The organism is Mesorhizobium sp. M1A.F.Ca.IN.022.06.1.1 (assembly GCF_003952605.1).
Classification (GTDB): Bacteria; Pseudomonadota; Alphaproteobacteria; order Rhizobiales; family Rhizobiaceae; genus Mesorhizobium.
This window is the reverse complement of record NZ_CP034455.1, coordinates 1599895-1624322: the sequence shown is the minus strand read 5'-3', so window position 1 is coordinate 1624322 and position 24428 is coordinate 1599895. Positions and strand designations below refer to the sequence as shown.

General features: G+C 63.9%; 24 protein-coding genes and 4 pseudogenes. 14 read left to right on the top strand and 14 right to left on the bottom strand.

Features of this window, described 5'->3' with window-relative positions; all coding sequences use genetic code 11:
- Positions 1-2: 2 nt before the first annotated feature.
- From EJ078_RS08035 to EJ078_RS08005, 7 genes are all read right to left on the bottom strand, one after another.
- Positions 3-824 carry a sugar phosphate isomerase/epimerase gene (locus EJ078_RS08035; protein ID WP_095801123.1) on the bottom strand — a complete coding sequence of 274 codons (822 nt, stop codon included), beginning with the start codon at positions 822-824 and terminating at the stop codon, positions 3-5.
- A gap of 63 nt (positions 825-887) precedes the next feature.
- Positions 888-1730 (bottom strand): carbohydrate ABC transporter permease, encoded by an 843-nt coding sequence (locus tag EJ078_RS08030; protein ID WP_127214174.1) that lies wholly within the window; start codon positions 1728-1730, stop codon positions 888-890.
- 5 nt (positions 1731-1735) lie between these two features.
- Positions 1736-2632, bottom strand: coding sequence for a sugar ABC transporter permease (locus EJ078_RS08025; RefSeq protein WP_095776286.1), 897 nt, complete (start codon positions 2630-2632; stop codon positions 1736-1738).
- A gap of 129 nt (positions 2633-2761) precedes the next feature.
- Entirely contained in the window at positions 2762-4009 is a 1248-nt protein-coding gene (locus EJ078_RS08020) for a sugar ABC transporter substrate-binding protein (protein WP_095800986.1), read from the bottom strand.
- A gap of 120 nt (positions 4010-4129) precedes the next feature.
- Entirely contained in the window at positions 4130-5275 is a 1146-nt protein-coding gene (locus tag EJ078_RS08015; protein ID WP_095823890.1) for an ABC transporter ATP-binding protein, read from the bottom strand.
- A gap of 89 nt (positions 5276-5364) precedes the next feature.
- On the bottom strand, positions 5365-6315 hold the full coding sequence (locus EJ078_RS08010; RefSeq protein WP_127214178.1) for a PfkB family carbohydrate kinase: 951 nt from the start codon (positions 6313-6315) through the stop codon (positions 5365-5367).
- 3 nt (positions 6316-6318) lie between these two features.
- On the bottom strand, positions 6319-7119 hold the full coding sequence (locus tag EJ078_RS08005) for a class I fructose-bisphosphate aldolase (RefSeq protein ID WP_095823888.1): 801 nt from the start codon (positions 7117-7119) through the stop codon (positions 6319-6321).
- A 184-nt stretch (positions 7120-7303) separates the two neighbouring features.
- Here EJ078_RS08005 and EJ078_RS08000 point away from each other — a divergent pair, with 184 nt between their 5' ends.
- Complete coding sequence (locus EJ078_RS08000) at positions 7304-8452, top strand: Gfo/Idh/MocA family oxidoreductase (RefSeq protein ID WP_127214180.1); 1149 nt, start codon at positions 7304-7306, stop codon at positions 8450-8452.
- A 34-nt stretch (positions 8453-8486) separates the two neighbouring features.
- Here the strand turns inward: EJ078_RS08000 and EJ078_RS07995 are convergent, their stop codons facing one another.
- The gene (locus EJ078_RS07995) at positions 8487-9509 is read right to left on the bottom strand and encodes a LacI family DNA-binding transcriptional regulator (protein ID WP_127214182.1); all 1023 of its coding nucleotides are present in this window, start codon (positions 9507-9509) and stop codon (positions 8487-8489) included.
- A 219-nt stretch (positions 9510-9728) separates the two neighbouring features.
- Between EJ078_RS07995 and EJ078_RS07990 the strand changes: the two genes are divergently transcribed.
- Entirely contained in the window at positions 9729-10676 is a 948-nt protein-coding gene (locus EJ078_RS07990) for a sugar kinase (protein WP_095776665.1), read from the top strand.
- A complete protein-coding gene (locus EJ078_RS07985) occupies positions 10673-11959 on the top strand; it encodes a D-tagatose-bisphosphate aldolase, class II, non-catalytic subunit (protein ID WP_127214184.1) in 1287 nt (428 codons plus the stop codon). Before EJ078_RS07990 ends, EJ078_RS07985 begins: the two co-directional genes overlap by 4 nt.
- A gap of 9 nt (positions 11960-11968) precedes the next feature.
- On the opposite strand, the gene EJ078_RS07980 is transcribed toward EJ078_RS07985, so the two are convergent.
- Positions 11969-12508, bottom strand: a complete 540-nt coding sequence (locus EJ078_RS07980) for an Lrp/AsnC family transcriptional regulator (protein WP_208721181.1) — start codon at positions 12506-12508, stop codon at positions 11969-11971.
- A 48-nt stretch (positions 12509-12556) separates the two neighbouring features.
- On the opposite strand from EJ078_RS07980, the gene EJ078_RS07975 reads away from it, so the two are divergent.
- Complete coding sequence (locus EJ078_RS07975; protein ID WP_127214188.1) at positions 12557-13738, top strand: MFS transporter; 1182 nt, start codon at positions 12557-12559, stop codon at positions 13736-13738.
- A 59-nt stretch (positions 13739-13797) separates the two neighbouring features.
- Positions 13798-14220 carry a GNAT family N-acetyltransferase gene (locus EJ078_RS07970; RefSeq protein ID WP_127214190.1) on the top strand — a complete coding sequence of 141 codons (423 nt, stop codon included), beginning with the start codon at positions 13798-13800 and terminating at the stop codon, positions 14218-14220.
- Here the strand turns inward: EJ078_RS07970 and EJ078_RS07965 are convergent.
- Positions 14217-15332, bottom strand: a complete 1116-nt coding sequence (locus tag EJ078_RS07965; RefSeq protein WP_095800978.1) for an anhydro-N-acetylmuramic acid kinase — start codon at positions 15330-15332, stop codon at positions 14217-14219. The two genes, EJ078_RS07970 and EJ078_RS07965, sit on opposite strands and share 4 nt — an antisense overlap.
- Positions 15333-15543: 211 nt before the next feature.
- Between EJ078_RS07965 and EJ078_RS07960 the strand changes: the two genes are divergently transcribed.
- The 3 genes and pseudogenes from EJ078_RS07960 to EJ078_RS07950 all read left to right on the top strand — a co-directional run bounded on the left by EJ078_RS07960 (position 15544) and on the right by EJ078_RS07950 (position 17623).
- The gene (locus tag EJ078_RS07960) at positions 15544-16233 is read left to right on the top strand and encodes an SDR family NAD(P)-dependent oxidoreductase (protein ID WP_066988999.1); all 690 of its coding nucleotides are present in this window, start codon (positions 15544-15546) and stop codon (positions 16231-16233) included.
- A 48-nt stretch (positions 16234-16281) separates the two neighbouring features.
- Positions 16282-16374: pseudogene (locus tag EJ078_RS07955) on the top strand (ABC transporter permease); the annotation flags it as partial.
- Between the two features lie 229 nt (positions 16375-16603).
- Positions 16604-17623: an isopenicillin N synthase family oxygenase gene (locus EJ078_RS07950; protein WP_127214192.1), complete on the top strand. Its 1020-nt coding sequence runs from the start codon at positions 16604-16606 to the stop codon at positions 17621-17623.
- 235 nt (positions 17624-17858) lie between these two features.
- Here EJ078_RS07950 and EJ078_RS07945 read toward each other — a convergent pair.
- Both EJ078_RS07945 and EJ078_RS07940 read right to left on the bottom strand, forming a co-directional pair.
- A pseudogene (locus EJ078_RS07945) lies at positions 17859-18119 on the bottom strand (2-oxo-hepta-3-ene-1,7-dioic acid hydratase); the annotation flags it as partial.
- Positions 18120-18234: 115 nt separating this feature from the next.
- Positions 18235-18489, bottom strand: a pseudogene (locus EJ078_RS07940) (5-carboxymethyl-2-hydroxymuconate isomerase); the annotation flags it as partial.
- Positions 18490-18678: 189 nt separating this feature from the next.
- Between EJ078_RS07940 and hpaR the strand changes: the two are divergent.
- Entirely contained in the window at positions 18679-19083 is a 405-nt protein-coding gene (gene hpaR, locus EJ078_RS07935) for a homoprotocatechuate degradation operon regulator HpaR (protein WP_095800975.1), read from the top strand.
- Here the strand turns inward: hpaR and EJ078_RS07930 are convergent.
- Positions 19069-19224 carry a hypothetical protein gene (locus EJ078_RS07930; protein WP_156751111.1) on the bottom strand — a complete coding sequence of 52 codons (156 nt, stop codon included), beginning with the start codon at positions 19222-19224 and terminating at the stop codon, positions 19069-19071. The genes hpaR and EJ078_RS07930 overlap by 15 nt on opposite strands.
- Here EJ078_RS07930 and EJ078_RS07925 point away from each other — a divergent pair.
- Together EJ078_RS07925 and EJ078_RS07920 are read left to right on the top strand one after the other, a co-directional pair.
- Positions 19208-19492 (top strand): annotated as a pseudogene (locus tag EJ078_RS07925) (aldehyde dehydrogenase family protein); the annotation flags it as partial. The gene EJ078_RS07930 and the pseudogene EJ078_RS07925 sit on opposite strands and share 17 nt — an antisense overlap.
- 33 nt (positions 19493-19525) lie before the next feature.
- Positions 19526-20026 (top strand): VOC family protein, encoded by a 501-nt coding sequence (locus EJ078_RS07920; protein WP_245456887.1) that lies wholly within the window; start codon positions 19526-19528, stop codon positions 20024-20026.
- A 137-nt stretch (positions 20027-20163) separates the two neighbouring features.
- Here EJ078_RS07920 and EJ078_RS07915 read toward each other — a convergent pair whose 3' ends face one another.
- Positions 20164-20331 (bottom strand): IclR family transcriptional regulator C-terminal domain-containing protein, encoded by a 168-nt coding sequence (locus EJ078_RS07915; protein WP_164750371.1) that lies wholly within the window; start codon positions 20329-20331, stop codon positions 20164-20166.
- Between the two features lie 164 nt (positions 20332-20495).
- Between EJ078_RS07915 and EJ078_RS07910 the strand changes: the two genes are divergently transcribed.
- From EJ078_RS07910 to EJ078_RS07900, 3 genes are read left to right on the top strand one after another with little or no spacing between them, the layout of a single operon-like run.
- Positions 20496-21884 (top strand): SWIM zinc finger family protein, encoded by a 1389-nt coding sequence (locus EJ078_RS07910; protein WP_245456889.1) that lies wholly within the window; start codon positions 20496-20498, stop codon positions 21882-21884.
- Positions 21881-23326 (top strand): DUF5691 domain-containing protein, encoded by a 1446-nt coding sequence (locus EJ078_RS07905; RefSeq protein ID WP_127214198.1) that lies wholly within the window; start codon positions 21881-21883, stop codon positions 23324-23326. The genes EJ078_RS07910 and EJ078_RS07905 overlap by 4 nt, the downstream gene beginning before the upstream one ends.
- Before the next feature lie 19 nt (positions 23327-23345).
- Complete coding sequence (locus EJ078_RS07900) at positions 23346-24425, top strand: AAA family ATPase (RefSeq protein ID WP_095800970.1); 1080 nt, start codon at positions 23346-23348, stop codon at positions 24423-24425.
- Positions 24426-24428: the final 3 nt, after the last annotated feature.

Here is a 24428-nt window from a genome sequence, read left to right as displayed (position 1 = left end):
CCTCAAGCCCCGTAGCCGCGCATGGTCTGGCGATTGGTCTTCACCGCGCCAGCCGGATCGGCGGCGGCGGTTTCGGATTCCTCCTCCAGCACCAGCCAGCCGTTGAAGTTGGGCGCGGCGCTTGCGATCTCGATCACCTTAGCCGTGTCGCAGACACCCTGGCCGAGCATCGCCCAACTGCCGTTGGCATCGACGTCTTTCAGATGCACATAGCGAATGCGGTCGCGATAGGTGGTGAGCGTATCGGCCATGTCCTGACGGCCGCGCAAGATGTGTCCGGTGTCCGGCACCCAGCCGACCAGCGATGGGTCAAGCAGGGAGAAGATGCGGTCATAATCGGCGCGGTCGAAGAGCAGCGTGTTGTGATGCGAGCTCGGATGCACAGCCACCTGCACGCCGGCCTTGCGCCCAAGTTCGCCGGCCTTGTTGTAGACCTCGGCGGCGATGGCGAATTTGTGGTCGCGCGGGCCGTCGGAGACGACGGTTGCCGAGCCCATCGACACCAGCGCTCCCGGAAAGGCGGCGGCGAAGTCGATCCAGCGACCGGCGGTTTCGAGGTCCTCGCCGATTTTCTCCTTGAGCGTGAAGCCGCTCTTCGAGCCGAAGGCGAACGAGACCAGCATGAGGCCGGATGCCTTCAACGCGGCGGCGAACTCCGCAGGCTTGCCGGCATAGCGACCGATCATCGTGTCGGTGATCTCGATGCCGGCATAGCCGCCGTCGGAAATCGCCTTGATGAGATCGTCCGGGCCGCCGCCAAAACGGTCGCCGAGCATCTCCCAGGTAAAAGTCTGGCAGCCGACTTTGAGGTCTTTCACGTTCATTCTTTCATTCCTTGATACCGCCCATTCCTTGGTGTCGCTCTGCGTCTTCATGGGAGGGACGTCCTACTTGACCGAGCCCGCGGTCATGCCTGCGAGGAAGAATCTCTGGGCAACGAGGTAGATGAGCAAAAGCGGTAACGAGCCGAGCACGCTCATCGCCATCATCTGGTTCCATTCGAAGGCGTGCTGCCCCATCAACAGCTGGATGCCGATCGGCACGGTGCGCATGGACGTCGACTTGGTCAGCGTCAGCGCAAAGAGAAATTCGTTCCAGCATAACAGGAAGGTGTAGACCGACGTCGCCACGATACCAGGCAGCGAGATCGGGACGATGACCCGCCAAAGCGCTGTCCAACTGGTGCCGCCGTCGACAGCCACCGCTTCATCGAGATCGCGGGGCAAGGTGTTGAGATATCCCGTCATCAGCAGGATCGCGTAGGGCAGCGTAAACACCAGATAAGTCAGGATCAGCGCGACATAGGTGTCAAAGATGCCATATGACACGACAAGCCCGAAGAAAGGGATGAGAAGCGTGATCGGCGGAATCGTCTGCGTGCTGATGATGAGTGTGTTCAAGCTGCCCTTGCCGCGGAAGTTGAAGCGGCTGAACCCGTAGGCCGCCAGCAAGGCGATCAGCACCGTCAGCACGGTCACCGCTGCCGCTACGAAGTAGCTGTTGAAGAAGAAGCGCAGCTTTACCGGGTCGCCAACGATGGCTGCGTACGCTTCCAGCGTGAAGGCCTTCGGCAGGATGGTTGGTGGCAGGGCAAAGATTTCAGTATTCGATTTGAACGAGCTGCTGAGCATCCAGTAGATCGGGAAGGCCGCGAAAAAGAGTCCCGCGACAAGCGCTACATGGAGCGCGACGGTGATCAGCCTGTCTTTCGGCGTGTGCCTTTTCCTCATGGTGACTACCGAGCCTTTTGATAACGGATGTAGAACAGCGTCAGGCCAAGCGAGATCAGCAGGATGACCACAGCGCTTGCCGACGCCTGAGACAGGTTGTAGCTCGAAAACGCCAGCTTGTAGGTGTAGGTGCTGAGGACCTCGGTCGAGTAGATCGGGCCACCGCCCGTCGTTATCCAGATTAGTGGGAAGACCTGCATGGTCCAGATGAAGTCGAGCAGCGAGATGCTGATGATGATCGGCATCAACTGCGGGATCGTGATGAAGATCAGCTTCTGGTAGGCCTTGGCGCCGTCGATATCGGCGGCCTCGTAGAAATCCTTGGGAATGCCCTGCAGGCCTGCGAGCAGGCTGACCATGAAAAGCGGGTACCCTGCCCAGATATTGGCGAAGGTGACGGCGTGCAGCGCGGTCTCGGGCGAGGAAAACCACTCGACCTTGGAACCGATGATGCCCATCTGCATGAGAATGCTGTTCACGACCCCGTTCGGCTCAAGCAGGAGGCGCCAGATCACGGCGATAATCACCGCAGTGAACAGCCAAGGCAGTATGTAGAGCACGCGCAGAATATTGCGCAGCGTCGGATTGATGCGGTCGCTGTTCAGCATGAGTGCGAAGACCATGCCGATGGTCATGTGGAAAACGACACTCATGCAAGTGAAGTAGAGCGTGTGCCACAGCGAAGCCCAAAACACCGGATCGGCAAAGATCGCCTGGTAGTGTTTCAGTCCGGCAAAGGATGGGTCACGGCGCAGCACCGCGCTGTTCTGGAACGAATAGGCAATCACCGTCACCATCGGCAGCAGCATCAGAAGACCGATTATGAGGAGCGAGGGCGACAGATAGAGATAGGGTGCGACCGCTCGTTTCAGTCTGTGATGGGAGCGCTTCTGCGGGGTCATGTGCCAACCTTGAAATACGCCTTCAAGAGAAGGTGAGCTTCGGAACACGGGTCCACCGATCCGTTGTGGCCGGGTGGCCTGCCCGAAGTCAGGCCACCCGGTCGAGAAAGTGAACGGGGAACAGGCCGATCAGAATTTCGCCATCCAGCCCTTTTGAGCGTTGGCTGCGGCTTGTTCCGGAGACTGCTCGCCGGCAAGCATCTTCTGGGCTTCCACGTCGAACTGGGTCATCAGGTCTTCCGCCACCGGCAGACCCGTGAACTCGTTGGCGAGATAACCGGTCTTGAAGATTTCGAAAGCCTTTGCGAATGCCTTGTCGGACGTCACGAAATCGGGCTTGGCGTTGACGTTGCCCGGGAAGGCGTTTGCAAGCGACACGAGCTTGGCGTTCACCTTTTCACTCATCAGATATTGGACGAGCTTCCAGGCCTCCTCCTGGTGCTTCGAGCCGGCAGAGATACCGATACCCCAGGAGGCATAGGGAAGGCCGCGCTTGCCGTTGTAGTTCTCCACGACCGGGACCGGGATGAGGTCGAAGTTCAGCTTGGGATTGCGTTTGCGAATGAGGTTCACATGCGCGAGCGAGTCGATCATCATCCCGACCCGGTCGTTGACGAATTCCTCGACCTTCTCCTGTTCCGTCTTGGTGGCGATGCCGGGCGAGATGGTGCCGGCGTCGTTGAGCGATTTCACGAAGCTGAGCATATCCACCACCGGTTTGCCCTCGAGGTCGGGCTTGCCATTCGCCATCATCGACTGGCCCGAAGCCCAAACCCACGACATCATGTCGTTCTGAACGCCGGACGGCGTCTGCAGCGACAGCGGCAGCACCCAGCCATACTGGTTCTTGTCGGCATGGGTCATCTTCTTGGCGGCTTCGAGGAACTCCGCGCGGGTCGACGGCAGCTTGGTCACGCCTGCCTGGGCGGCGAGGTCCAGATTGACGAACACCGGATAGACGAACGAAGCGACCGGGAACATCACGGCCTTGCCGTCCACCTTGATGATGTCCGCGACCTGGGCTTTGTCGAACTTGCTCGCATCCATCATCGGGTTCATGTCGGAAAGCGCACCTTGCGCATTCAGATTGTTCACCCAGGCGCCATCGAGACCGACAACGTCGCTAAGCGTTCCGGTCGCAGCACCGACCGAGATCTGGTCTCGCGTGGTCGCATAGGGGCCGCTGACCAGCGTCACCTTGATCCCGGGGTTTGCAGCCTCGAACTCGTCCATGATTTTGCGCAAGGAGCCTGCGGGCAGCTCTGGCTCCCACCACTGCGTGAATTCCAGCGTCGTGTCCGCCATGGCGCCGGTTGCGCCGAGCAGCCATGCGGCCGCGGCCATTTTCAGCATCGCGGGTCGTATCCGAAACGTCATTTTCTCCTCCTTCTTAAGATCGACCGCACAATGCGGACAATCGTCTGCTTCATTCAGAAGTCTTCTTACGAGTACTTTCGCAGGCGCATCGCTCCTGCCTGCGGGCTCTGCGACAAATCTTCAGATCGCCAGATGCGTTTCGGGATCGAAGAAATGGAGCTTGGCGTCGTCTACGGCCAAGCGGATCTCCGAGCCGGGCAGGACTGTGCTGACCGGTTCGAATTTCGCCACCGCGTTCGAGGTCATGCCGAAATCCTGCACCGCGTCCGGATCGCCGGAGTCCACCCGCACCGCATCGATGCTGAGATGAACGATGTGTTCGGACCCGAGTTCTTCGATCGAGGTCACCTTTGCCGGGATCGTCTGATATCTGCGGCCGGATTCGAGACTGCTGTCATAGAGATCCTCCGGTCGGATCCCGAACACGACCTTGCGCCCTGCATACGTCCTCAAGGACGGCCTGCGCACGAAGGCTGCGTCCTGCAGCCGGATGGCGAAGGTGCCGGACATCAGTTCGTCGCCCGTCAGCGTCGCCTCGAACAGGTTCATCGAAGGAGAACCGATGAAGCCGGCAACGAAGGCGTTTACCGGCGATTCATAGAGTCTCTTGGGAGTGTCGACCTGCTGCAGCACGCCGCCTTTCAACACCGCGACCCTGTCCCCCATCGTCATCGCCTCGGTTTGGTCGTGGGTCACGTATATGGTCGTGACGCCGAGTTGCTTTTGCAGGCTGGTAATTTCGGCGCGCATTTGAACACGCAGCTTCGCGTCCAGATTGGAAAGGGGTTCGTCCATGAGGAAGGCGGCCGGCTCGCGCACCATGGCGCGGCCCATGGCAACCCGTTGACGCTGTCCGCCTGAAAGGTTCGCGGGTTTGCTGTCGAGCAGAGATGTCAACTGAAGGGTTTTGGCAATCTCGCCCACCCGCTTCTTGCGTTCGGCCTTCGGCTTGCCTGCCAGCCGCATCGAAAAGGCGATGTTTTCGAACACCGTCATATGTGGGTAGAGCGCGTAGCTCTGGAAGACCATCGCGATATCCCGGTCCTTGGGCGGCATGTCGACCACGTCGACTCCGCCGATCCGAAGGCTGCCGCTTGTCACGTCCTCCAATCCCGCGATCATTCGCAAGGCGGTGGATTTGCCGCAGCCGGACGGCCCGACGAGAATCAAGAACTCGCCATCCTCGACCGACAAGTTCAATTGGTCGATTGCATGAAAGTTGTTCCCGTAGGTCTTGCAGATATTCTCAAGAATGACTTCTGCCATCTTCCTCCCTCCACAAGTCTAAGCCGCTCGTTTTTATGATTATTGTCGGCCTATGGTCGCCCTGCGAAATCTTCCTCGGATAGTTTCAACTATGTTCCGGTATCGAGCTGCGCAGATTTCAGTTCGACTGCCGACGGGGCGTTCGTCGATGCCAGGAGTTCCGTGACCTGGCCCTCGGTCGGCAGCGCCTCGCGCCCGCCACGCCCCGTTATCGACAGGGCCGCGGCCGCGGCTGCGAATGCGACCCGGCCTGCGGTCTCGGCTCCGCGCGTCAATGCATGGGCATAGGCACCGTGAAAGCAGTCACCGGCGCCGGTCGAGTCGACGACGGCAACCCGGTGCGGAGGCAGGTGCCAGAGCCCTGCCTCGTCGCGTCCGCGATAATAGACGCCCCTGCCGCCGTCAGTCAGAACCACGGTGGACCGCGACGGCATCCACAATGCGTCGAGCATCTCGGCGGGCGATCGGCCGCCCGTGGCAGTCCGCGCGAAGCCGAGGGGAAGAATGAGATGGTCGCAGAGCCCGATCAGCCTCTCGGTGGCTGGGCCGCTGCTCCATTCGATATCGCCGAGGATTGCAAGGCCGAGATCGCGAGCCCGAGCCACGACATCCATCGACCGGATCGCGTAACTATCGACGATCAGGACGGCCGCGCGGCTGAGGACCTCGTCCGGAAAGTCCGACGCGGTGCCCAGCATCGCTTCGTCGTCATACGCGATGAACCGCTCGCCATCCGAGCCGACGGTGATCCGCGAGCGCACCGGGCGTGCCTGCGGGTGGCGCGGCGCGAATGCGGTTTCAACGCCGCTCGCAACGAGATCGCACAGCACGGCGTCGTCCGCGGCACTGGCTAGCCATCCGACGAACCCGGCGGTTCCGCCGAGCCGCGCGACGGCGGCAAGGGCCGTCGCGACATTTCCGCCGAAAGTTCGGGCAGTTTGCAGAACCTTCCCCTTGCCCGCCGACAACGGCTGATCGACATAGACGATGTCGTCGATCGCAATAGCGCCGAAGCCGAGGATTGAAGGGACGGTGGGCATCGTTCAGGCACCCGCCTTCGCCAGGGCGTCTTCTGCCGAAAGGCCGTCATGGATGACGCTCCGAAAGGCAAGTGCCGCCTTCTCCGGATCGCCGTGCCCCCAGAGATTGCGACCGACCACGGCACCGCGCGCGCCGGCACGTATGGCGTCCGCCGTCTGCTGAAGGGCGCCGAGCAGCGTCTCGGTCTTCGGACCACCCGCGATCACAACCGGCACCGGGCAGGTCCGGACGGTCTCTCGGAACGACTCGAAATCGCCCGTGTAGCCTATCTTGATCACGTCGACGCCGGACTCGTAGCCGATGCGCGCCGCATAGGCGATCTCGTCGGGGGTGAAGACGATTTTTGCTCCGTCGGCGAAATCGCGCGGGTAAATATGCGCCACCACCGGCATGCCGTAGCGTGCCGCCGCATTCACCGAGTCGGTCAGCCAGCGTATGTACTTACCCTCGGTCGCGCCGCGCACCGGAATGGCCACGGCCAACGCATCGGCCCCGGCGCGCACCGCATCCTCCGGCGTTGCAATCAGTTCGCTGATGCGATCGTCTGGGGTGAAGCAGCCCGCCTGGATCACCAGAGACGCTTTGCCCGCATATTGCGGCCACAGATGGCGCGCGGTGCCGGGCTGGATGCTGACGTAGTCGGGTTTGCCCATCATGACGCGCGCGAGCGCACCGGGCAGATCGGCAAGCCCGCCTTTGCGCACGTCGCCGTAGCCGACAAAGTGGTCGACCGCGCCGCCAAAAAGCTTCCCGGATGGATGCGAGAAGAGGCGCGCAAGGCGCACCTTGGTTCCTAGGCTCATGAGTGCAAAATTCCTCAATCGTTTTGAGCTGGCGGCCTCCGATGTCGAGCCAGCATTTTCACATGCTCTATAAAAATTTTACGCGCGTCAAGATTTAAAATGCGCTATAGCGAGTAGGGAACATGGTCCGCCGCCGTTGCAGCGGGTTGGCTGGGCGATGCCGCATTGGGAGGTCGGAAGGAAAATGCAAGCAAAGTCAGGAGCGAAGCTCGGTATCGGCGTTATCGGTTGCGGCAACATATCGATGACCTATTTGCGCAACGCAGCACTTTTCGCCGGCGTGGAACTGCGCGCCTGCGCCGATATTTCCGCCGACTTGGCCGCGCTACGGGCCAGGGAATACGGTATCCGCGCGCTGCCGGTCGATGCTCTGCTGGCCGATCCCGAGGTCGATCTCGTCCTCAACCTCACCGTTCCGTCGGCGCATTTCGACATCACCCATTCGGCGCTTTCCGCGGGCAAGCACGTCTTCACGGAAAAGCCTCTGGCGACCTCGGCCGGCGAGGGCCGCCGGCTGGTCGCGGAGGCGGCGAAGCGCGATCTGCTGCTGGGCTCGGCTCCAGACACCTTCCTCGGCGCAGCCGGGCGGCGTGCCCGCCGCCTAATGGACGAGGGCGCGATCGGCCGCGCCGTGACCGGCACCGCCTTCATGATGGGGCGCGGCATGGAGCATTGGCATCCCAATCCGCAATTCTACTATCAGCCGGGCGGCGGTCCAGTGTTCGACATGGGGCCATACTACCTGACGATGCTGGTCAACCTGCTCGGCCCGGTCGCCCGCGTCATGGCGATGACGACGCGCGGTCAGGACGAGCGCCTGATCACCGCCGAAGGCCCTTACAAAAACACCAGCTTCAGGGTCGGCACGCCGACCAACATCCTGTCGCTGCTCGAATTCCACTGCGGCGCCACCGTCACCTTCGGCGCCTCCTGGGACGTCTTCAAGCATTCCAACCATCCGATCGAGCTGCACGGGACGGAAGGCTCGCTCAGGCTACCCGATCCCGACACGTTTGGCGGCACGGTCTCGCTATCGGCGCACGGCGCCGACTGGAAGGATTTCGAGAGCGAAGGCGAGCTCTACGGCGCGCGCAACTGGCCCTATGCCGCACCGGACCGCGCCAACTATCGCATGCTCGGCGTCGCCGACTTGGCGCGGTCGCTGTTGGAAGGGCGCAGACCCCGCGCGTCCGGCGAACTGGCGCTGCACGTGCTCGAGGTCATGGAAGCGATCCTCGCCTCCGGCGAAAGCCGGAACTCCGTCGCCGTCGTCGGCTCGGTCGACCAGCCGCCGCTGCTCGGCGAAGACGAGGCGGCGAGCCTGCTTGCCTGAGGCGCCGTGATCGCCCAGCGGGAGTTCGGTATCCCTAGGCCGACTGGCGCATCACCAGCGTCGCGTCGAGATTGACCTTCGCCGCGACGGGCGCGCCGTCCTCGTCGAGCAGGGTAAGCAGCGTCTCGACGCTGCTTCCGGCCATCGCCGCGAAATCCTGCGCCATGGTGGTGAGCGCCGGGCAAGTGTAGCGGCTGAGCGGATGGTCGTCATGCGCAGCCACCCGCAGGTCGCAATCCGCCTTGCGGCCCACCTTCAGCCCTTTCGAGAAGGCGGCCGCCATCACGCCGAAGGCGAGACGATCGTTGGCGCACAATATGGTCTTGCCCAGCAGGCCGCCATTGCCGAGCAGCTTTTCCGTCTGTTCGTAGCCGATCCGTTCGAACTCCCATGTGTAGTCGTCGGTATTGCCGAAGACGAGCGGCTCCTGCCCGAGCCGCTTCATGGCATTGACATAACTCTCCACCCGCTCGAGCGAATTATGATTGACGTGCGGAATATCGAAATAGACCGGGGCATCGCCCGAGCGGCAGAGATAGTCGACGATGGTCGACATGCTCTGCACATTGTTGTTGCCGACGAAAGGCGTGCCGCCTTCGAGATAGGTGTCGAAATAGACAATCGGGATCGCCTGCGTCAGCTTCTCGATCGCTCGCTGGTCCGAGCGCCGGCCGAGCGGTGCTATCAGCGCGCCGGAGACCTTCAACGACAAGATCGTCCGCGTCGCCTCGGCTTCCAGTTCGCTCGATCCATGCGAGGAAATGACGATCGGCCAATAGCCTTCGTCGCGTAGCCTGAGTTCGATGCGGCTGACCATCTCGGAATAGAACGGGTCGGTCACCGTCGGCACGACGATGCCGATGCTGCGGGTGCGCTTGCGGTTGAGGTTTCGCGCGAACAGATTGGGCTGATAGTCGGACGAGCGCAGCGCATCCTCGATGCGTTTTCGCGTCGCCGGCTTGACGCTGGTCGGATCGTCGAAGAATTTCGACAAGGTCGGCCTGGAGACGCCGCAGGAACGGGCGAACTCCTCCATCGTCTTGTGAGTCATCGGCATCCAAACCCTCGCGGCATGGAACCTCGCTCCCATGGCGCTGCTCCGGCGCTCATACGGCGCATCGGCGTGCGCCTGCAAGTTGAAACTTTACAGGAAGCTCCGCAAGTTTCAACGCGTCCGGAGAAATTATTCCATGCGTAAATTTATTAATTGACGTGAAAAAGAGGGGGCCGTATTCCAAGCCCTAAAGCCATGCATGGCGAATGCCGGGAGGACGTGATGAAGAAGCTGGTCTCAGCCGGCGAGATCCTCGTCGAGATCATGGCGGAATCAATCGGCCAGAGCTTCCTCGAGCCCGGTCCGCTGGCCGGCCCCTTTCCGTCCGGCGCCCCGGCGATCTTCATCGGCCAAGCGGCGGCGCTCGGCCAGCCTGCGGGTCTCATCGGCGCCGTCGGCGGGGACGATTTCGGCCAGTTGAACATCGACCGGCTCAGCGCGCTCGGCGCCGACGTTTCGGCAATCGCCGTCCGTGAAGGCCATGCAACCGGCACCGCCTTCGTCGCCTACCGGACCGATGCATCCAGGCATTTTGTTTTCAATATCCGGAACAGCGCCGCCGGCCTTTTGGAAATGGACGATGCCGCCAAGCGGCTCTTGGCCGGAGCCGATCATGTCCATGTCATGGGCTCTTCGCTTTTTTCCGATCGCGCCACCGACGTCGCACTCGCCGCGATCGCGGCCGTGAAGGCCAAGAGCGGCACGGTGTCCTTCGATCCGAACATCCGTCGCGAGATCATGCAGGCGTCCGGCACGCGTCAGGCGCTCGATCATGTGCTCGCGCAGACAGATGTCTTCCTGCCGAGCGGCAACGAACTGTTCCTTTTCTCCTCCGCCAGCGACGAACAGGCCGCGGTCCGCGAATTGCTGGGGCGAGGCATCTCCTGCATCGTGCTGAAGAAAGGCGCCGATGGCGCCACTTATCACGACCGCAAGGGCACGCTCGCCATGCCCGGCTTTGTGGTCGAGGAAGTCGATCCGACCGGCGCCGGCGATTGCTTCGGCGCCGCCTTCGTTTCCTTCTGGCTGCGCGGTGCCTCGCCCGCCGATGCACTGCGCATCGCCAATGCCTGCGGCGCGCTCGCCGTTACCCGCAAGGGGCCAATGGAAGGCATTCACCGGCTCGCCGACGTCGAGGCCTTCATCGCAAAAGCGACCGCACGCGCATGACCGGCGCCACGGCAAGATTTGCTGGCATCGCCGCTCGCCGCGCGGCAGGCGCGAAGGGCGGCATCGCCTCGATCTGTTCGGCGCACCCGCTGGTGATCGAAGCGACGCTCCGCCACGGCGCGAGGAATGGCGCCGATGTGCTGATCGAGGCGACCTGCAACCAGGTCAATCACGAGGGCGGCTATACCGGCATGACCCCGGCCGCCTTTCGAGCCTTCGTCGAGACGCAAGCAGGCAGGACCGGCTTTCCGTTCGACCGGCTGATCCTCGGCGGCGATCACCTCGGCCCGAATCCGTGGAAGCATCTGCCCGCGGCGGAAGCGATGAACAAGGCGGCGGCGATGATCGACGCCTATGCCTCCGCCGGCTTCACCAAGCTGCATCTCGACACCAGCATGGCTTGTGCCGACGATTCCGTGGCACTCGCCGACGAGACGATTGCCGCGCGCGCGGCCGAGCTTGCGGCGGTTGCCGAGGCGGCGGTCGCCCGCTCGGGTGATGAAAAACCCGTCTACATCATCGGCACCGAAGTGCCGGTTCCGGGCGGCGCGCTGGAAGCGCTCGACCATATGCATGTGACCGAGCCGGCCGATGCGCTCCGCACGGTCGAGCTCCATCGCCAGGCCTTCTGCCGTCTCGGCCTCGATGCCGCTTTTGCCCGGGCTGTCGGCGTCGTCGTTCAGCCCGGCGTCGAATTCGGCAATGCCGAGATCATCGCCTATGCGCCCGAGAGGGCGACGAAGCTGGTCGCGGCCCTGGAAAGCCAGCCGCAATTCGTCTTCGAGGCGCATTCGACCGACTATCAGCCGGCGGAAGCTTTGGCCGCGCTCGTGCGCGACGGCTTCGCCATCCTCAAGGTCGGCCCCTGGCTCACCTTCGCATTGCGCGAGGCGCTCTATGGCCTGAGCCACATCGCCGACGCGCTCGCGCCCGATCCCTCGCGCGAAAGCTTGCCGACCGCGATGGAACGCATCATGCTGGCCTCACCCGGCAATTGGCAGAAATATTATCCGGGAACGCCTGACGAGCAGCGCCTGCAGCGGCATTTCTCCTTCAGCGACCGCATCCGCTACTACTGGCCATCACCCGATGCGCAGCATGCGACCGAAGCGCTGCTGGCGGCGCTCGGCGATCGCGAGATTCCACGCCCCCTGATCAGCCAGTATCTCGGCCATCTCGATGCCGAGGTCGGCGCCGGTCGGATCACGCCGACCGCGCATGAGCTTCTGATTGCCAGCGTCACGCGCGTCCTCGATATCTATCGCAGCGCCACGATCCCGTAAGCCGGCTAATTAGTAGACAGGCGTCGCCATATGTTTGGGTGCCGGCCATTCGGCCGTGATCTCTGGCTGCACCGGCCGTTCGAGATAGGTCGAAAGCACCACATAGCTGCGCGTCGAGACCACGCCCGGCGTCTCGTAGATACGAGACAGCAGGCCTTCCAGCGCCCTTGTGTCCTCGGTGCGCACCTTGAGCAGCATGCAGGTGTCGCCGGCGACTGAATGGATCTCTTCCACTTCCGGGCATTCCGAGATCGCCATCAATTCCGGCGTCTTGCCCCAGCCCCTGGTATCGATGTGCACGAAGGCGAGCAGCGGCTTCTTCACCGCCTTCGGATCGATGATCGCCGAGGTGGCGCGGATGGCGCCGCTGCGCCTGAGCCGCTTCACCCGCTCATGCGCCGCCGGCGGCGACAGGCCGACACAATCGCCGAGCTCGGCATAACTGATGGTCGCGTCGTCGACCAGAACGCCTAATATTTTTCGGTCGATCGGGTCGACCTCACGGGTTGGCTGCTTGTTCCGCTGAACGTCATCTGTTGCTGAGTCCATTTGGAAATTCTCCATTGATGCTGAATTCAATTCGGTCATTATGGAGATATGTCGAACAGTGATCAATCAGCGATTCTGACTGCGGCGTCCCGTGCACCGATCCCGGCCGCAGCCTACCTGCTGACCGGCTGCATCGCCGTCATCGGCTCCAACTCACTGGTTCTCGGGCCGATAGCGCCCGCCGTCGCGGCATCCTTCGCGGCAAGCGTGCCGGCGGTGATGACGGCCGCCGCTGCCTTCGGCCTCGGCACCTCGGCCAGCGCGCTTTTTCTTGCCCGCTATATCGACCGGATCGGCGCCCGCCGCATGCTGCAGGGCGCACTGCTGTTGCTTGCGCTGGCGCTGGTGGGCAGCGCGCTCGCGCCGACGGTGGCGGCGCTGGTCGCGGCCCAGCTCGTTGCCGGCATCGCTGCTGGCGTCGCCATGCCGGCGATCTACGCCAGCTCCGCAGCGATCGCGCCGCCCGGCCGCGAGAGCGGAACGATCGGCGTCGTGCTGACCGGCTGGACGCTGTCCATGGTCGCCGGAGTGTCGCTGTCGGCGGTGCTTGCCGATCTGATCCATTGGCGGGCCGTCTTCGCCGCTGTCGCGCTTCTCGCCGGAGCCGCCGTCGCCGGCCTGTCGGTCAGCTCGCTGCGCGACACCAAGAAAAGCGGTCCGGCACCGTCGCCGCTCGGCGCGCTGGCTGTGCCCGGAATCCTGCCGCTGCTGATCGCCTGCGGCGCCTTCATGACCGCCTTCTATGGCGTCTACGGCTATCTCGGCGATCATCTCCATGAAGGTCTCGGCGAGCCGGTCAGCGCCAACGGGCTGGCGGCGATCGCTTACGGGCTCGGCTTCGGCGCGGCGGCGCTGCTTGACGGCGTCATCGACCGTCTCGGCGCCCGCCGTGTCATGCCCTTCGCCTATCTGCTGGTCGCCGCCGTCTATGTGGCGATCGCCTCGGCCAGCGGCACCTTCGGCCTGCTGATGGCGACGATCGCCGTCTGGGGCCTTGCCAACCATTTCGGGCTGAACGTTCTGGTGATGCGGCTCACCGCGCTCGACGCCGCGCGACGCGGCACGATCATGGGCCTGAACAGCGCAGTCACCTATTTCGCCGTAACCGTCGGCACCGCCGGTTTCGGCCCGCTCTACACCGCCCTCGGCTTCGCCAACTGCGCCCTGGTCGCCGCCTTGCTGATGCTGGTGGCGGCATCGGCCGCGGCGTGGCGCTCTGCCCGGCAATAGGCTTGCGTGTCGCTTCGCTCCTTGGCTAAGGCTGGCTTCCGAACCGCACCGGAGCCACCATGAAGATGACGCTCGAGATCACCGCCGAGCCCTTGCCGCAGGATCTCGCCCGTGTCGGCGAGGGCTTGACCGCCTTCAACGACAGCGATGTCGGTGCCTCGGGCCGGAAGACGCTCGCCGTCTTCGTTCGCGACGACGCCGGCGCGATCGTCGCCGGCATTTCCGGTTACACCGCCTGGGGCTGGCGCTATGTGCAATGGCTCTGGGTCGACGAAACCTGGCGTGGCCGGCACATCGCCGCGAGCATGCTGGACGCAGCCGAACGGGAAGCGCTGGCGCGCGGCTGCCAGGCCGCGTGGATCGACACTTTCAATCCGGCCGCGGCCAAGGTCTATCAGCGCCAGGGCTACCAGCCGTTCGGCACGCTCGCCGATTTTCCGGTCGGCCGCAGCCGCATCTTCCTGCAGAAGAAGTTGTCTTAACCCGCGAGCTTTCCACCGCGCATCGGCTGCGGCACCCCGGTGGTGCTCGGAAAGCTGATCGGCAGGCCGCGCAGCACGCGCACCGCGAGGAACGCGAAGCATTCCGCTTCGACCGCGTCGCCCTTCCAGCCGAGCGTCTCGGCTTGCACCACTTCGACGCCGGCGCGCTGGCCGAGCATCGCCATCATGGTCGGGTTGCGGCGGCCGCCGCCGCTGACCGCCAGTCGTCTTGGCCGGCGCGGCAACAGATCGAGCGCCTTGCCGACCGCCGAGACGGTGAAAGCCGTCAGCGTCGCCGCGCCGTCCTCCGCGCCGAGCCCGTCGGCCATGGCCGCGGTGAAGTCGAAGCGGTCAAGCGATTTTGGGTAAGGCTTCGTCAGATACGGATGCTGCAGCAGCCGCTCTAGCCTTGCCTCGTCGACCGTACCCGCGGCAGCCAGTCTGCCGTCGCGATCCATCTCGCCGAGGCCCTTCGCCTTGATGAAATCGTTGACCGGCGCATTGGCCGGCCCGGTGTCGAAGGCGACGATGTTGTCTTTGCCGTCCCACCAGGTGATGTTGCCGACGCCGCCCAGATTGAGCACCGCGGTGTCGCCGCTGGCGTCGGCCTCTTTGAGCAGCGCCGCATGATACGCGGCAGCGAGCGGCGCGCCTTGTCCGCCGGCCGCCACATCGGCCGTGCGGAAGTCATAGGCGACTTTGGTGCCAAGCAGGGCGGCCATCAGCTCGCCGTCGCCGAGCTGGCGCGTGCGGCCGATTCGTCGCGGCTGCGGGGCGCGATGCAGCACCGTCTGGCCGTGGAAGCCGACGACGCCGATATCGGCCATCGTCATGCCCTGGCTTTCGACCAAATCCCTGACCGCCGCCGACTGCGCGCGCGTCAGCGCCTCCTCCGCCTCGCGAAAAATCGTCGGCTCCGGCCCCTCGAAATTCCAGACGCGTGCTTGGCGCAGGGTCTCTTCGAGCAGGGTGCGGATCGATTGCGGGTAGGGGGCCAGTGTGTATGTGCCGGTGTCGGCGATGCGCTCGCCGTCGGTTTTAATCAGCGCCACGTCGATATTGCCGTCAAGCACCGTACCGGTCATCAGGCCGACGGCCCAGATTGGTTCCATGGTCGTTCCTCGAATCGCCGCTGGACCACGTGTCGGACGGATCGGCGCGACAGGCAAGTCTTTCGGATGCGCCGGGACCTCTCACCGTGCACCGCCTTTGTGTCGCACTGCCAAAACGGAGCAACCTAGTCCTTGCCTCTTGCCGCCGAAGGAGCGAGCTTGTGCGATTATCGACCTCAACTGAACAACGCGTACTCGCAGGAGGAACGACATGGCCGCCAATGTCGCAGTGATCGCCGGCGCTGGAGCTGGCCTCAGCGCTTCGCTGGCGCGGCTCCTCGGCAAGCAAGGTTTTCGCGTCGTGCTGGCCGCCCGCAATGTCGACAAGCTCTCCGCGCTGGTTCAGGAGACGGGTGCGCAGGCGGTGGAGACGGACGTGTCGGATGCCGCCTCCGTCGCGCGGCTGTTCGAGGCGGCCGACAAGGCCGGCTCCCTCGAAATTGCCGTCTTCAACGCCAGCGGCCGCACGCGCGGCCCGATCGCCGAGCTCGATCCGGAGGCGGTCAAGCAGGCCCTGCTCGTCGGCGCATATGGCGGCTTCCTCGTCGGCCAGCAGGCGGCGCGCCGGCTTGTTGCGCGCGGCTCCGGCTCGATCCTGTTCACCGGCGCCACTGCGAGTCTCAAGGGCTTCTCCGGCTCGGCCGGCTTCGCCATGCCGAAATTCGGGCTGCGCGGGCTGGCGCAGTCGATGGCGCGCGAGCTAGGTCCGAAGAACATCCATGTCGCGCATTTCATCATCGACGGCCAGATCGAGCCGCCCGGGCAGGCGGCCGAGCCAGACCGGCCGGATCGCCGCCTCTCGCCGGACGCGATCGCCGAGACCTATCTCGCAGTCCACCGCCAGCATCGCAGCGCCTGGAGCTTCGAGGTCGAGCTGAGGCCCTGGGTCGAGACGTTCTGACGATCCATTCCACGAACCGTGCAATAACGCGCCCCGACGCGAGACCGCGTCATGGTTGCGGCGGTGGTGGTGCTGATCGTGCTGGTCTGCGGCATCCAGTGGTGTGACCGGCTGGTCGCGTGGCTGGATCATCGCGGATAGGCGAAACGCGAGAAGCGGAAGTCGAATGAACGCAATTTGCCGCGAAAACCCGGGAATTGAGCGGCGGCTTGCTCCGTTTGCAACGAGATTGGTTGGCGCGTTTCTTCACCTGCAATGACGCGCATGTCATCGTGCGGCGGGGTTGCTCGAGCAATTCCAGGAAAGTGCGCATCGGTTTTCCGTCCGGACTTGCGAAAAACAGAGAGTTGCCGCCAAGAGGAAGCTGTCCATGGCCAGAATAATCCCGGTGCTCGATCTCGACCGACTGGAGCAGGGCGAGTCGGAACTGCGGACCTTCTTGTTTGATCTGCGCACCGCCGCTCGCGATGTCGGCTTCTTCTATCTCAGCAGCCACGGCATAACGCAGCCGGACATCGACGCGGTGCTCGATGCCGCGCGGCGCTTCTTTGCCTTGTCGGAGGCCGACAAGCTGGCCATCGAGATGGTGAAGTCGCCGCAATTTCGCGGCTACACGCGTGCCGCCGGCGAGCTGACCAGGGGCAAGGCCGACTGGCGCGAGCAGCTCGACATCGGCGTCGAGCGCGCGACCATTTCGCAAGGGCCGAGCGTGCCGGCCTGGACCCGGCTGCAAGGTCCGAACCAGTGGCCGGCTGCCTTGCCCGAACTGAAGCCGGCGCTGCTTGCCTGGCAGACCAAGGCGACGGAGGTAGCCATCCGGCTGCTCAAGGCCTTCGCGCTGTCACTCGATCAGCCGGAGGACGCCTTCGACCCGATCTATGGCAGCGAGCCCAACCACCGCATGAAGATCGTGCGCTACCCAGGCCGCGACGCCACCGGTGACGACCAGGGCGTCGGCGCGCATAAGGATGGCGGTTTCCTCACCCTTCTGCTGCAGGACGAGAACAAGGGGCTGCAGGTCGAATATGATGGCAGCTGGGTGAATGTGGATCCGATTCCGCAAACGCTCGTGGTCAACATCGGCGAACTGCTCGAACTCGCTTCGAACGGGTATCTGAGAGCAACCGTGCACCGCGTCGTCACACCGCCGCCAGGCGTCGAGCGGATTTCGGTGCCGTTCTTCTTCAGCGCCCGGCTCGACGCGACCATCCCGCTGCTCGACCTTCCACAGGAACTGGCGGCTGAGGCGCGCGGGCCGGCCAGCGATCCCGACAATCCGCTCTTCCGCAACGTCGGAACCAATGTGCTGAAGAGCCGTCTGAGGTCGCATCCCGACGTGGCCCGGCAGCACTATGCCGATCTTCTGGAAAAGGCAGCGGCGGCCGGCTGAGCTTTGCCGCTGCCCGCGCGATATTTTTTCGCCTTTCGGCCAGTTTTTGGAATTCAGTTCGTGGAAAATATACCGCAACCGCCCCAAATAGAGGCCATCGCTCGGTGTTTTCCTCCCATTGCGCCGGGCGAATGTTCCCCTCTGAAGGTTATGACCTTCATTTCTTGGCCGGGCCGCTTTCGCGCCCGGCCTTTTTCTTTGGGGCAGCGCGCCGCTTGCAAATTCGCGCGGCCGGTCAGGCGAAAGCGATGCGGATCGCACCAAAGGGCCCGAAATCCGAGACGATCCGATCGCCATGCCGGCATTCGACCGGCCGGATGAAGGAGCCCGACAGCACCACCTGTCCGGCCTCGATTTGCATGCCGTATTGGTGAAGCCGGTTGGCGAGCCACACAATGCCCTTGGCCGGATGACCGAGCACGCCGGCGCCGAGCCCCGTCTCCTCCACCTCGCCGTTGCGCGACACGATGGCGCCGATTCAGCGCAGGTCTGCCTCGCGCGGGCTGGGGTGGCCGCGCTCCTCAAGCGCGCGCAGATAGATCGCGTCGCTGGTCTCGTCGCTCACCTGCAGGCCGAGCGTGTCGACATAGAACGCGCGCGATGACCCCCGTGAAGATCGCCTCGCCGGTCCGCTTCTTCTCCTCCGCGCTGCGGCCCCTGCCGATGCGGAAATCCATGTCGATGAAGCCGTTCTCGGGGAGCCGGTCCGCGATCGCATAGGGATCTGCACGGAAGGCGCGCACCCGCGCGGCGCCGGGCTCGAACAGGCCGCGTCTCGAGGATGATGCGTGAACGAGCGCGCAAAGCTCGCTCATCTCGAACTTCGCGTCGAGATTCGCCGAATATTCGATCCCCATGTGGGGCAAGGGCTTGGCGACCGAATGTCAAGTGCTTGGTCTCCATGTCGACTGGGTCGTCGGGGACGGGATTGCCGCTCTCGGAGAAATCGCGGATATAGCTGCGATCCGAGCGTTAATTTCTGTTGCGAGTCGTACTGGACTGGAACTTTCGGAGAGTTGACTCTGCTGCCGCCCAGCACCCGCCCTTCCCTGCCCATGGCTCTGCTTCGCGCCCGCGAAGTGATCATGGCGCATTTTCGTCCGATGCTTGCTCGCCACGACATCACCGAGCAGCAATGGCGCGTGCTGCGCGTGCTTGCCGAGACCGGTCCGCTGGAAGCGACCGAGCTCGCTAACCGCGCCTCGATCCTGCCGCCCAGTCTCACCCGCATGATCAAAGCACTGGACGAGCGCGAATTCATCACCCGCAACAAGGTCAAGGATGACGGCCGCCGCGCTCTGCTCGCCATCAGCCCGGCCGGCGTGGCGCTGATCGAGGAGCTGGCGCCCGAGCGCACCGCCATCTACGACGCCATCGAGAAGCGTTACGGCGCCGAGCAGTACGAGCGCCTGCTGGACATGCTGGAAAGCCTGATCGAGTCGGAGTCAGCGCCAGACTGACCGACTAGCCACCGAAACTCCCAGTGCGCTGGGCTGCATGTAGTTGCGCCCGACATAGAGCAGCGCCGCCTCGTCGCTGCCATGGCGGATGTCGACGACGCGGCCGAACATCACATTGTGCATGCCGGTGCTCGGCGTCATGCGCTTCGAAAGCGAGGAAGAGACGGTGCGCTTTGCCAACGCCACCGTCTATGGTCTTGCTTCTGCCGTGTGCACCTCGAAGCGTTCGACCGCGCATCGCATGGTGCGCGCCATCAATGCCGGCGTCGTCCACGTCAACACCTATGGCGGCGCCGACATCACGGTACCGCTCGGCGGCTTCAAGCAGTCCGGCTTCGGCAGAGACAAGTCGCTGCACGCGATCGAGAAGTACACCGACCTCAAGACGGCGTGGATAGCGCTCGGATAACCCTCCCGCTTGAGGGGAGGGTGGCCGGACTTTGTGGAGACGCTCGCCCAAGCCGGCACGGCCGGTGTCGGCGCCTGGTTGCGCCAAGGTATACCCGATGCGACTGTGCTGGGTCGCCGTTATCGACGCTTACGCGAGGCCAATCTAATGCTCCTGGCTGTCCATCATGTCGCAATCATCTCCAGTGACTATGAGACCTCCAAGCAGTTCTACACGAACAAGCTCGGTTTCGTCGTTCTGGCCGAAAACTGGCGCCCCGAAAGGCAGTCTTGGAAGTGCGATTTGCGTCACGGTCCCATCCAGATCGAACTGTTCAGTTTCCCTGATCCGCCAAGCCGGCCCAGCAGGCCCGAGGCCTGTGGATTAAGGCATATTGCATTCTCGGTCGCCTCGGTCGAGGCGACAGCCGAGCTGCTTCGGTCGCGAGACGTCGAGGTGGAGCCCATCCGAACAGATCCCTACACGGGACGACTGTTTACCTTCATCGCCGATCCCGATGGACTGCCGATCGAATTTTACCAGGACGCTGTTTGACGGTGAGGAATTCGGCCGCGAAATCCGCCGGTTGCGGAACGCGAAGCGACTGGTGGAGGAGGCAGATGATGACGCCAGCTGCCATCGGGACGGCGTCGGCAGCACCTAGCCATCTTCGTCGCAACGGGGGAGATAAGTCATGCCTCGCCGGTCAGCCGCGCCGAGATGAGCCGCGCCGCCCTGATCGCCGCCTCGCCCTGGGCGGCCGCGACCGCATCGTCGACGCGCGAGACAGGGGAGGCGATCGACAGCGTGCCGATCGGCTGGCCGTCAGCGCCGAGGATCGCCGCGCTTATGCTGTGCACGCCGTCCTGGTGGGTTCGCGCGCCTGACGATGAACAGGGCAACGTAACGTTAGACAGGGCGCCAACTTTTCAGCGGCTGGAGCTACACCAGCGCGCCGCAAACAGGTATCTATCGTCGCGACATCATGCTTCGGGGGTCATGAGGGAGCGGCTTGCAGCTGGATTTGAAAACAATCGAGGCGCTCGCGCCCGACCAGGCTTCGCTCGGCGCCGCCGCCAAGCTGACCAAGCGGTCGAACTGGCCCCGCCTCGAGACAAACGAACAGCTGGGCCTCATCTGGGGCGAATGTCAGGGCTCGGGATCGAATCCCTACCGCGTCGCATTCGATACCCGCGACCACGGCTACAAATGCACCTGTCCATCGCGAAAATTTCCGTGCAAGCACATACTGGGGCTGATGTGGATCGGCGCCACCGCGCCCGCCAGCTTCGATCGGGTCGACCAGACGCCGGAATGGGTCAATGACTGGCTCGGGCGGCGCCGCAAGCCGGGCCAGCCGCCGACGCCGGCGCCGGCAAGCGCGGAAAACAAAAGCATCGACGAGGCGTTGCGGCCCGAGCAAAGCGCTGCCGTAGAAGACGCCGCGGCCGCCGAACGCCGCGAGGCGGCGCAGCGCAAGCGCGCCGAGGACACGCGAAGTGCTGTGTCGGCAGCGCTCGACGAATTGGATCAGTGGGTTGCCGACCAGCTTCGGCTCGGCCTTGCCGGTTTTGTCGACGCCAGCAGCGAGCGCTGCCGCCGCATCGCGGCGCGGCTTGTAGATCTCAAGGCGACCGCTTTGGCCGGGCGTATCGACGAGCTGCCCGCGAAACTGATGGCGCTGCGCAGCGAAGAGCGGCCGGACGCCGCTATCCGAGAGCTGGGTAAGCTGGTGCTGCTCGCCAAGGCCTGGCGTGCCGCGCCCGACGATGCCGAGCTGAAGCGCCTGGTCTCGACATCCGAAACCCGCGACCAGATCCTTGCCAATCCGGATGCCGTCAAGGTCGAGAGCGACTGGGAGGTGCTGGGTGAGAAGATCGAGGCCCGTCGCGACGGCCTGGTCAGCCACGCGACCTGGCTGCTCGATCTGAAAAGCCCAATCCCAAGATTTGCCGTCCTCCTGGACTTCTTCCCGGCCTCGGCCGGGCGCCGCTCCGGCGCCTTCGCGCCGGGGGATCGCTTCAAGGCGAGGCTGGTGTTCTATCCATCCCGAATTCCGCTTCGCGCACTGGTCGCAGAACGCCTGGGCGATGCGTCGCCCGGCAATTGGCCCGATTTTGCTCCGAACGCTGCCGGCGATCCGCTGGCCGCCTATGCAGCTTTCCAGGACGGCGCGCCGTGGCTGTCCGACTGTCCGATCCTCCTGCCGGCGGGCGCGATCGCGCTGGACGAGAAGGATGGCGCCTGGTGGCAGGCGGCGAACGATTCGCATGGCATCGCCCTGCCTGTCGCCGGCTCCGTCAACCAGACCTTGCTTGGCCTCGATCTGACAGTCACGGCAGCGCTGTGGAACGGCGCCAGGCTCGAGCTTCTGGCCTCACAAAGCAGCATCGGGAGGCTCAATCTCTCATGAACGAGCTCGAGCAGGCAGGGCTGGCGAGGCTTCGCGACAACTGGATTTCGGGCGGCGCCGCTTTCGAATTGGCGCCCGCCGAATGGAAGGAGTTCGCGGCTGCCTCCAGCTCGGACGAGCAGGAACGTCGGCTCTTGGCGATCGCCGCGCAGGCGCTGGATGTCGCGCTTCGGCCGGCGGCGCCCAAAACCTTGAAACGCCGTCCGCCGCTGCCGATGCTCGCGCTGCCGATGCTTCCTGATTGGCTGCGACCGTTGCTGCGTGCCGCATTGAAATACGCCGCTGATGCGAGGCTCAAGACCCGCGTGGCCACACTCGTCGCCAGCCGAGGCTTCGTGCTGCATCCGATGGATTGGATGCCTGCTGCGTCGGATCAGGAAAGCCCAGATATCTATGCTCCCTGGGTCGACTGGCAAGCAGGCGCGGATGGCGACAGGCAGTCTCGACGAGGACAACTCACCGCTGAAACCTGGGATGATTTTTATCCTGCGGCGCGCCGTACAGCTTTGGTCGAATTACGGCGCACCATGCCTGTCTTGGCGCGGACGTTGATTGAGACCAAGGGAGCGAGCGAGCCGGCGGAGGTCAGGCTTGCGCTCGTGGAGCTGATGCGCTTCGGCTTGAGTGCCGATGACATTCCATTTCTAAAGAGCCTGTCCGCCGATCGCTCAGGCAAGGTGCGCGAAACGGCCGGCCGGCTCCTGGCAAGGTTGGGTGAACGTAGCGATCCAGCGGATGGCGCGTCGAAAGATCCGATAGCCGAGCTCGCCGCTTTCATTGAGGAAGGCAAATCCGGATTCATCCGCCGCCGCACCACCTACACGCCGATAAAACCCAAGTCGCCTGCGCAAAAGTCGCGTCGCGCCGACCTGTTCGCGTCCTGTTACTTCGGCGATCTCGTCGCCCAATTCGGCAAGACTGAGCCCGATTTCATTGGCGCATGGCAGTTCGGCGTCGATGAGGGTGCCGATCTCTTTCTCGTTCGAATGACCGCGGTGTCCGGCAGCGATGCGGCGGTCGCCTGTTTGGCGGATTTGCTTGCCGCCGCCGGCGGCAGGCTGGCGCTTCTCGTCCTCCAGCTCATGTCGCGTTTGGACAACGACAGGAAGCGTGTCCTGATCAGGCAGATCCTCGATGATGGGCAAAATCTGGCCGCGCTCAACCTGGTCGAAGGCGCGGAAGCGGGCTGGCTGGCATGGAGCGACCTCGCAAAAGGACAGACGATTCCAGCGCTGCGTTCCGCCGTCTCGGGTGACAACGACGTCATGAAACGAAGCGCCGAGCAATATCTCGAGACCCTGGGCTTTCTGGCCAATCCGGAGGCGGCGGAAAAATTGATCGACGAGGTGATCGCCGCCGGCCTGTCGCCCGCTTCCCCATCCCTCGGCCTGCTGCGGCTCAATGCGGCGCTGGCCGGAAACCCTTCGCAATCCGAGAGATGATGAACCCGGAGAAGATCGCATGAACGCAGCCATCCGCCTTCCGGCCGAGCAGGTCTATGCCTCCGAACTGCAGGCGCTCGCGCGCGACGACGACCGCCAGAAGCCTGCCGGCTGGAGCCTGTCGCCCAAGGCCGTCCTCACTTACCTGATGGGTGGCAAGGCGGGCGACGGCACGCTTATCACCCCGAAATATGTCGGACGTCGGCAATTGATGGAAACCGCGGTGGCGACGCTCGCGACCGACCGGGCGCTGCTCCTGCTCGGCGTGCCGGGAACGGCAAAATCCTGGGTCTCGGAACATCTCGCCGGCGCCATCATGGGAAACTCGACGCTGATCGTGCAATGCACGGCCGGCACCGATGAGAATCAGATCCGCTACGGCTGGAACTATGCGCAGCTCTTGGCAAAGGGGCCGAGCCAGGAGGCGCTGGTGCCGACGCCGCTCTACCGCGCCATGCAGGAAGGCAAGCTCTGCCGCCTGGAGGAACTGACGCGAATGGGCTCCGACGTGCAGGACACGCTGATCACCGTGCTGTCCGAAAAAATGATGCCGGTGCCGGAGCTGAACACCTCTATTTACGCGCAGCGCGGTTTCAACATCATCGCCACCGCGAACAATCGCGACAAGGGCGTCAACGAACTCTCCTCGGCGCTGAAGCGCCGTTTCAATGTCGTGGTGCTGCCGCTGCCGGAGGACATGGCGGAAGAGGTCTCGATCGTGTCCCGGCGCGTCGGCGAGATGGCCGGCGGACTGGACCTGCCGGTGCCGAAAAATGTCGGCGAGGAGATCGCGCGCGTGCTGACCATCTTCCGCGAGCTGCGCTCCGGCGCGACCGCCGACGGCAAGGTGACGCTGAAGACGCCGTCGGGCTCGCTCTCCACCGCCGAGGCGATCGCCACGATGATCAGCGGCCTCAGCCAGGCGGCCTGGTTCGACGGCGGCAAGCTCCACGCCGAAGGCCTGGCGCCAAGCCTGGTCGGCGCCATCGTCAAGGACCCGGTCCAGGACAAGGTCGTGCTTGAGGAATATTTGGAGACGGTGCTGAAGAAGCGGCCGGACTACGCCGGTTATTACGCGGCGCTCAACGCGGCCATCTGAGCC